The sequence below is a fragment of the Rhizobacter sp. P2_H2 genome (assembly GCF_056403375.1).
This window is the reverse complement of record NZ_JBFUFP010000183.1, coordinates 1-7,342: the sequence shown is the minus strand read 5'-3', so window position 1 is coordinate 7,342 and position 7,342 is coordinate 1. Positions and strand designations below refer to the sequence as shown.

Sequence of the window (7,342 nt, the reverse complement as noted above, 5' to 3'; positions counted from 1 at the left end):
GGATCGACCTGAGCGGCGCGGCGGTGTCGGCCGACGAATCGCTGTGGTCGATGACCGACATCACCGCGCTGAAGGACAGCGAGGCGCACGCCCGCCACCTTGCGCTGCACGACCCGTTGACCGGGCTGCCGAACCGCATGCTGTTCGCCGAAAGGCTGCTCTACATCCTGGCCGATGCGCAGCGGCGCCGGCAGCTGACGGCCGTGAGCTGGCTCGACCTGGACGGCTTCAAGGCCGTCAACGACGCCCACGGACATGACGCCGGCGACGCCGTGCTGCGCGAGGTCGCGAAGCGGCTGCTCGGCTGCATCCGCACCAACGACGTGGTGGCCCGTTTCGGCGGCGACGAGTTCGCGCTGATCCTCAGCAACATCCAGGATGCGCGCGAGGTGGAACGCGTGCTGCAGCGGGTGCTGCAGGCGATCGAGCTGCCGATCCACCTGGCCCGCGGCGAGGTGGTGACGGTGGGCGCGAGCATCGGCGTCGCGATCGGGCCCGAACACGGCGACGATGGCGACGCGCTGACGGCCCGCGCCGACCAGGCGATGTACGTCGCCAAGCGGGCCGGCAAGCACCGCGTCGTCCTCTGGAGCCCCTGAGGCAACGCCCGCGTCCCGGTCACGGCGCGGTCATGGCTCGGCGATGGCTCGGGCATGCACCTCTCGCCGCTGCAAGCAGTGTTTCAGAGTATTGGGAACGCGCTTCATCACAGGGGTCCCGCGGTAGCCTGCGGCCCATTCAAACTGCGAATGAGCTCCCCATGACAACCAGAATGACCCCGCTGCGACTGACCCTGGTCGCCATCGCCTGCGCCGCCGCCACGCCCGCCTTCGCCATCGACTGGCCGGCCGGCTTCTCGAAGTGCGCCGACGAAGGCAAGAGCTGCAAGATCGGGACGACGGCCCGCCAGGTGTCGTTCGGCGTGAAGAACAAGTGGGTCGTGAAGACGCTGTCGGGCACCGTGGCCTGCACCGGCGCGACCTTCGGCGGCGTGGATCCGAACGCGGGCAAGAAGGAGAAGTGCGCGGTCGGACCGGTGGCTGCACCGGCGCCCGCGCCTGCTCCGGCACCTTCGCCCGCGCCCGCACCGGCCCCTGCACCCGCCCCTTCGCCGGCACCCGCCCCGGCCCCGGCTCCCGCACCCGCACCGGCCCCCGCGCCGAGCGGCCTGACCGCCGGCTTCGCCGGCACCGTGACCGGCGGCGGCAAGGCCGCAGCCGTGACGGTGAGCACCGCGGCCGCGATGCAGGCAGCGATCGATGCCTACACCGGCTCGGCCGGCCTCGTGATCCGCTACACCGGCAGCTTCGACTTCGCGTCGATCACCGACTCCTGCGCGYAGCGCACGAAGCCGGCCGGCGCCATCGTCGAGGTCAAGAACAAGAGCAACGTGACGATCGAAGGGGCCGACGGCTCGGCCGCGAACTTCGGCCTGGCGATCAAGAGCGGCGCGACGAACGTCATCATCCGCAACATGACGATCGGCCTGCTGCCGGGCTCGATCGACGCGATCGGCATCGAGGGCCAGGGCGGCAAGTCCCCCGGCTACATCTGGGTCGACCACAACACGCTGTTCAGCAGCATCAAGGAGTGCGCGGGCGCCGGCGACATGGAGTTCGACGGGCTGGTCGACAACAAGGCCGGCGCGCACCACATCACCTACTCGTACAACCACATCCACGACCACCAGAAGGTCGGGCTGATCGGCTCCAGCGACAGCGATTCCAGCGACCGCTTCATCACCTACCACCACAACTTCTACGAGAACGTGAAGTCGCGGCTGCCGCTGCAACGCGGTGGCTACACCCACCTGTACAACAACCTGTACAGCGGCGTGCACACCTCGGGCGCCAACATCCGCATGGGCGGCTTCTCGCTGATCGAGGGCAACTGGTTCGAGAACGCGCAGAACCCGGTGACCTCGCGCGACAGCTCGACCATCGGCTGGTGGGAGCTGCGCAACAACAACGTGAAGAGCCCGGCCGATTTCAGCCGCTACGGCATCACCTGGGTGGCCAGCGAGTCGTCGCCGTCGCGCGACGCGACCGACTGGGTCAGCACCAGCACGTTCCCGGTCGGCATTCCGTACACCTACACTCTGCACGACCCGGCCTGCGTGAAGCAGAAGCTGCCCGCGGTGGCGGGTGCAGGCAAGGCGCTGGCCGGGCTGGGTTGCAACTGAGCTGCCACTGGCCACACAGACCGCCACATCGCGGCGTACTGAGGAGACAAACTTGGATCTGCACTTCGGAACGCCGCTGCGTGCGGCGATCGTGGCCGGCGGGCTGCTCGCCGCCGCCCTCCCCGCGATGGCCGGCACCTTCGTGTACGTCTCCAACGCCGACAGCCAGGAGCTGTCGGTGCTGGCCTTCGACCGCAGCACCGGCCGGCTGAGCCCGGTCGAGACGCTCGCCGTCGGCGGCACGGTGATGCCGCTCGCGGTGAGCCCCGACAAGCGCTTTCTCTACGCCGCGCTGCGCTCGCAGCCGTTCCGCGTGGTGAGCTTCGCGATCGACCCGGCCGGTGGCCGCCTCAAGAAGCTGGGCGAGGCGCCGCTGGCCGACAGCATGGCCAACATCGACGTCGACGCCAGCGGCAAATGGCTGTTCGCGGCCTCGTACCCGGGGCACAAGATCACCGTCAACAGCATCGACGGCAACGGCGTGGTCGGGGCCATCCAGCAACTGATCCCGACGGCGCCGAACGCGCATGCGATCCATGCCGACGCGAGCAACCGCTTCGTGCTGGCCACCAGCCTCGGCGGCGACAACCTGTCGGTCTGGCGCTTCGATGCGGCCAAGGGGCAGCTGACGCCGAACGATCCGGCGATCGTGCAGGCAGCACCCAAATCCGGCGCCCGCCATTTCGTCTGGGACAAGGCGCAGAAGCACCTGTACCTGCTCAACGAGGTGGATGCGTCGCTGTACGTCTTCGCGTGGGATGCCGGCCGCGGCACGCTGCGCGAACTGCAGCGCACGACCACGCTGCCGGAGGGTTTCACCGGCAAGCCGTGGGCCGCCGACCTTCACCTGAGCCCGGACGGCCGGCAGCTCTATGCGTCGGAGCGCACGTCGAGCACGATCGCGCGCTTCAAGGTGGATGCCGAGACGGGCAAGCTGGAGCCGGCTGGCAGCACGCCGACCGAGAAGACGCCGCGCGGCTTCGCGATCGATTCATCGGGCCGCTTCCTGATCGCGGCCGGGCAGGAGTCGCATTCGGTGTCGGTGCATGCGATCGACCCGCGCACCGGCGCGCTCGGCGAGGCCACGCGGCTGCCGGTCGGCAAGAACCCGAACTGGGTGGAGATCGTCGACCTGCCGTGACGGCCCTCGGCGCGCGCGTTCAACTCTCGTTGTGCGCCACCTTGATGCGCCGGCGCGAGCGCGCGGCGACGTCGTAGATGTTGAAGTCGTTCATCGTGCGCCCGTAGAGGTGCAGGCTGACCGCACGCGGCCGCTCGGCCGGCACGCCGGTGACGTGGATGTGGTCCGGGTTCGGCACGAAGCTCGTGACGGCCCCGTGGCTCAGCAGGATCGTGCCGCCGCGCGCGAGGTCGATGTCTTCGTCGGCGCCGCGGTCGGGCGACAGCCGCACGTAGCTGCGCTCTTCCAGCACGCCCTCGACGACGCCGACGACGCCCCAGCTGCCGTGGTCGTGCACCGGCGTCCATTGGCCCGGCAGCCAGACGATCGAGTACAGCGACAGGCTCGCATCCGGCGCGTCGTAGATCAGGTTGCGGGTGTAGCCCGACGCGTTGCTGCGGTAGTGCTGCGGCTCCAGGAAGCTGCCGGCATGATCGATCAGCTCGAGCATCAGCGGCGCCAGTGCGAGCACGCAATCGGCCGGGTCGGGCTGGCGGCCGCTGCGGGCCGATGCTTGGGCGATGAAGGCGTCGAGGGCGGTGGAGGTCATCGGCGGATTGTCGCGCCAGCCGCCGGCCCGCTCATCTCGCGATGAGGGCAGGCAGCGACGCCCACAGCAGCGCCACGCCCGACGCCGTCAGCAGGCCCAGCACGACCTTGCGGAATGTCGCCTCGGAAATGCCGATGTACAGCCGCGCGCCCAGCAGCGTGGGCACCAGCATCGCCGGCGCGACGATCGCGAACATCGGCAGCATGTCGCGCGTGACGATGCCCTTGGCCACGTAGACGGTCATCGTGACCGCCAGCGCCGCGAGGTTGAAGTTCTGGATGATGGCGCGCTGTTCGTCCTTCGCGAAGCCGCGCAGCGTGCACCACAGCGTGGGGATCGTGCCGGTGAATCCGCCGATGCCGCCCATCACGCCGCCGAGGCCGCCGGCGACGGCATCGGCCACCCTGCCGCCGGCCCGGATCTTCGGGAGGCTGCCGGCCAGCAGCATCGCCGGACACCACAGCACGAGCAGCGTGCCCAGCACCGCCTTGAACATCAGGATGTCGAGCCGCGGCAGGATCGCCACGCCGATCGGAATGCCGGCCAGGCCGCCCAGCACGAAGGGCAGCAGGCGCCGCAGGTCGAAGCCGCGGCGCACCGTCACCGCGGCAATGACCTGGCCGGTCAGCGAGCCGAACACCGCGAGCACGGCCGCCAGCATCGGGTCGAGCGCCCAGGCCCAGAACGACATCGCGGTGAGGCCGAAACCGAAACCCGACAGGCCCTGGACGAAGCCGGCACAGATCGCGCCGACGGCGACGACCAGGGTGAGGTGATCCATCATGCGCGCCAGGATAGCGTCGCGATGGCCGCCCCTCCCGGGCGGTCCGCCCGTTCGTTCAGCCGGGATGCTCGCCGACGTCCGAGCTGTGCCGCAGCGTCGCGAAATGCACGGCATCGCTCAGGTGGTGGTAGTCGAAGCCRGCAAACGAATAGACGCCGTTGCGGTACGAGATCGCCAGTTGCGACATCGTCTTTCGTTCGGCCTCGTCGGGCGCATCGATGCCCGGGTGCGTCGTCGCATCGCGTTGCCGCACCCTGTCCGCCTCGCGGACCAGCACCAGGCGGGCGTGGTTCACGGCATCCGTGAGGTGGAGGAAGCGCACGCCTTGGCAGCTGTAGTGCGTGCCGTTGTAGCGGATGGCGAATGTCGCCATCAGCGTGGCGCGCTCCAGCAGGGTTTCACCGGGCCGCATCGGGCCGGCATCCATCCGGTCGGCGAGGTGCCCGCCCTCGGACGTGAAGGCATCTTCTGCAGCGGCATAGCTGTCGCGGTATCTCTTTGCCATGGGGTCTCCTGGAGTTCCCTGCAGCCTGCGCGCCGACAGGCGGCATGTCCGTGCGATGGAACACACAGGCGCCCGCTGCCGCGTGCCATCCGGCTTCAACCGCTCGCGCCGAGCCCCGCGCGCGGCAACGCGAAGAAGAAGCGAACCATCTCCTTCGACGCATCCGGACCTCGCGGGTCGGCATGGGACCCCCGGGCATCCCCGCCGAACCAGGCGTGGCCGGCCCCGTGGACGATCCACGACTCGAGCCGGACCTCGCCCGCGCTGTCCACATAGCGCGTGAGGCGGCAGGCCCGGCCGGCGTCCGACGCGTCTTCCAGCGTGATCGCATTCAACGGGCCCTGGCCGGCACGTGCCAGGTAGGCGTCCTGCGCCTGCCTGACGATCTCTGCGCCGTTGCTCGGCTGCACGGTGTGGTCGCGATCGCCGTGGAAGACGATCGTGGGCACCGGGCGCGTTGCGCGGCCCGTCGATGCCGCGGCTCGCACACCGGGCATCCCGCTGCGCCCGCCCTTCATCGCGGCCATCGCCGACGGGATGTCGCTCGCGCTGCCATACGGCAAGCCCGAATGCGCGCCCACGCCGGCAAACAGATCCGGGTAGCACTCGCCGAGGACCACGGCCATCGCGGCGCCGGCGGACAGCCCGGCCACGAAGATCCGGCCCCGATCCACGCCGTGGCCTTGCGCCACCTGCTGGACGATGCCCGCGATCAGCGACGGCTCGCCGGCATCGCGCGCCTGGTCCTGCGGCTTGAACCAGTTCCAGCACTTCGACGGGTTCGCCTGCGCCGGCTGCTCGGGGTACACGACGAGAAAGCCCTGCTCGTCGGCCAGGCGGTTCATCCGCGTGCCGGTCGCGAAATCGTCGGGCGACTGGGTGCAGCCGTGCAGCATCACGATCACCGGACGCGCCTCGGCCGGATTCCCCGCGGGGACATAGAGCTTGTAGGCACGGCTCCCGGCGTGGTTGCTGAACTGGCAGGTCTCGAAGCTTCCCGCGACCTGCGCTTCATCCATCGACGGCTGCGCCACTCCAGCGGGCGGTGCGTACGGAACCGCATCCGGCGAGAGCGCCCGCCGGATCGTCTCGGTCACGTCACGCATCGGGCCCGTCGAGGTGTCGAGCCCCGCGGACGCGAGCGCCCGCTGGATCGTCTCGTTGATCGCGTTCGCATCGAAGGGCGGGGAAAAGGGTTTGTACAGCTTGCTCATCGTTCGATGCTGAGGGGTGGCCGCGCGCATTCACAGAGGCGCACAGGCCGATCCCGTGCAGGCGTCTTCCGACACGCGCATCGGTCGGTTGCCCTCACAGCTTGTCGCCGAGCGTGGAGAACAGCTCGATGAGCCGCGCTGCGGCAGGCGACAGGTAGCTGTTGGCGCGGTAGGTCACCACGAGCCGGCGGTGCATCGTGGCCTCCTTCAGGGGGATCTCCTTCAGGCCCGACCGTCCCGGCCGGCTGCCCAGGTGGTGGCGCGAGATGAAACTCAGCAGGCCGGTCTGCTCGATCAGCAAGGGCAGCATCAGCAGCATCGTGCTCTCGACCTGGACCTGCGGCCGCGGCAACCGCTTGCGGTCGAAGGTGTGGTCGAGCCAGTCGCGCGTCGGCGCGCCGGGAGGTTGCAGCGCCCAACGATAGCCCGACAAGTCCTTCAGCGTCGGGGTGCCGCGGAACAGTTCGTGGCTCGCGCTCGCGGCGACGACGATCGCATCCTCCACCAGCATCTTCGAGACGTAGCCGGCTTCGGTGGGGCCCTCGGTTCCCACCATCATGTCGATCTCGCCGGCATGCAGTTGCGGCTTCAAGGTGTCGACCAGGCCGACGACGGTGCGCAGCGTCACCTCGGGCGCCTCCTGCAGCAGTTGCCGGGCCACCGAGGGCAGCACGAACTGCGCCGCGGTCGGCACGATGCCGATGCGGACATGCCCGGCCAGGCCCTGGCCGATGGCACCGATCTCGCGCTGCGCATCTTCCACGTCGAAACGCATGCGCTGGGCCCACTTCAGCAGCACGCGACCCGCAGCCGTCAGCCGGATGCCCCGGCCGGCCTTCTCGAACAGCGCGGCCCCGCAGTCCTCCTCCAGGCGCCGGACGCAACTCGTCAGCGCGGGCTGGGTGCGGTGCAGCCGCGCCGCCGCAC

The 7,342-nt window shown here is 69.7% G+C and carries 8 protein-coding genes; 3 read left to right on the top strand and 5 right to left on the bottom strand.

All coding sequences use genetic code 11. The annotated features are described in order from the left end of the window. The 3 genes from AC1D15_RS12515 to AC1D15_RS12505 all read left to right on the top strand — a co-directional run. Positions 1-599 (top strand): diguanylate cyclase domain-containing protein (locus tag AC1D15_RS12515; protein ID WP_477826221.1); only part of this gene is annotated, 599 nt, incomplete at its 5' end. A gap of 173 nt (positions 600-772) precedes the next feature. After that, positions 773-2,182, top strand: a complete 1,410-nt coding sequence (locus tag AC1D15_RS12510) for a pectate lyase family protein (RefSeq protein ID WP_477826220.1) — start codon at positions 773-775, stop codon at positions 2,180-2,182. Between the two features lie 58 nt (positions 2,183-2,240). Beyond that, positions 2,241-3,323, top strand: a complete 1,083-nt coding sequence (locus AC1D15_RS12505; protein WP_465113777.1) for a lactonase family protein — start codon at positions 2,241-2,243, stop codon at positions 3,321-3,323. A gap of 19 nt (positions 3,324-3,342) precedes the next feature. Here AC1D15_RS12505 and AC1D15_RS12500 read toward each other — a convergent pair whose 3' ends face one another. The 5 genes from AC1D15_RS12500 to AC1D15_RS12480 all read right to left on the bottom strand — a co-directional run. Then, positions 3,343-3,912, bottom strand: a complete 570-nt coding sequence (locus AC1D15_RS12500) for a cysteine dioxygenase family protein (RefSeq protein WP_465113705.1) — start codon at positions 3,910-3,912, stop codon at positions 3,343-3,345. A gap of 31 nt (positions 3,913-3,943) precedes the next feature. Next, complete coding sequence (locus AC1D15_RS12495; protein WP_477826219.1) at positions 3,944-4,693, bottom strand: sulfite exporter TauE/SafE family protein; 750 nt, start codon at positions 4,691-4,693, stop codon at positions 3,944-3,946. Between the two features lie 58 nt (positions 4,694-4,751). Then, positions 4,752-5,201: a hypothetical protein gene (locus AC1D15_RS12490; protein ID WP_477826218.1), complete on the bottom strand. Its 450-nt coding sequence runs from the start codon at positions 5,199-5,201 to the stop codon at positions 4,752-4,754. 95 nt (positions 5,202-5,296) lie between these two features. Beyond that, positions 5,297-6,415 (bottom strand): extracellular catalytic domain type 1 short-chain-length polyhydroxyalkanoate depolymerase, encoded by a 1,119-nt coding sequence (locus AC1D15_RS12485; protein WP_477826217.1) that lies wholly within the window; start codon positions 6,413-6,415, stop codon positions 5,297-5,299. A 94-nt stretch (positions 6,416-6,509) separates the two neighbouring features. After that, positions 6,510-7,342 (bottom strand): LysR family transcriptional regulator (locus AC1D15_RS12480; RefSeq protein ID WP_477826216.1); only part of this gene is annotated, 833 nt, incomplete at its 5' end.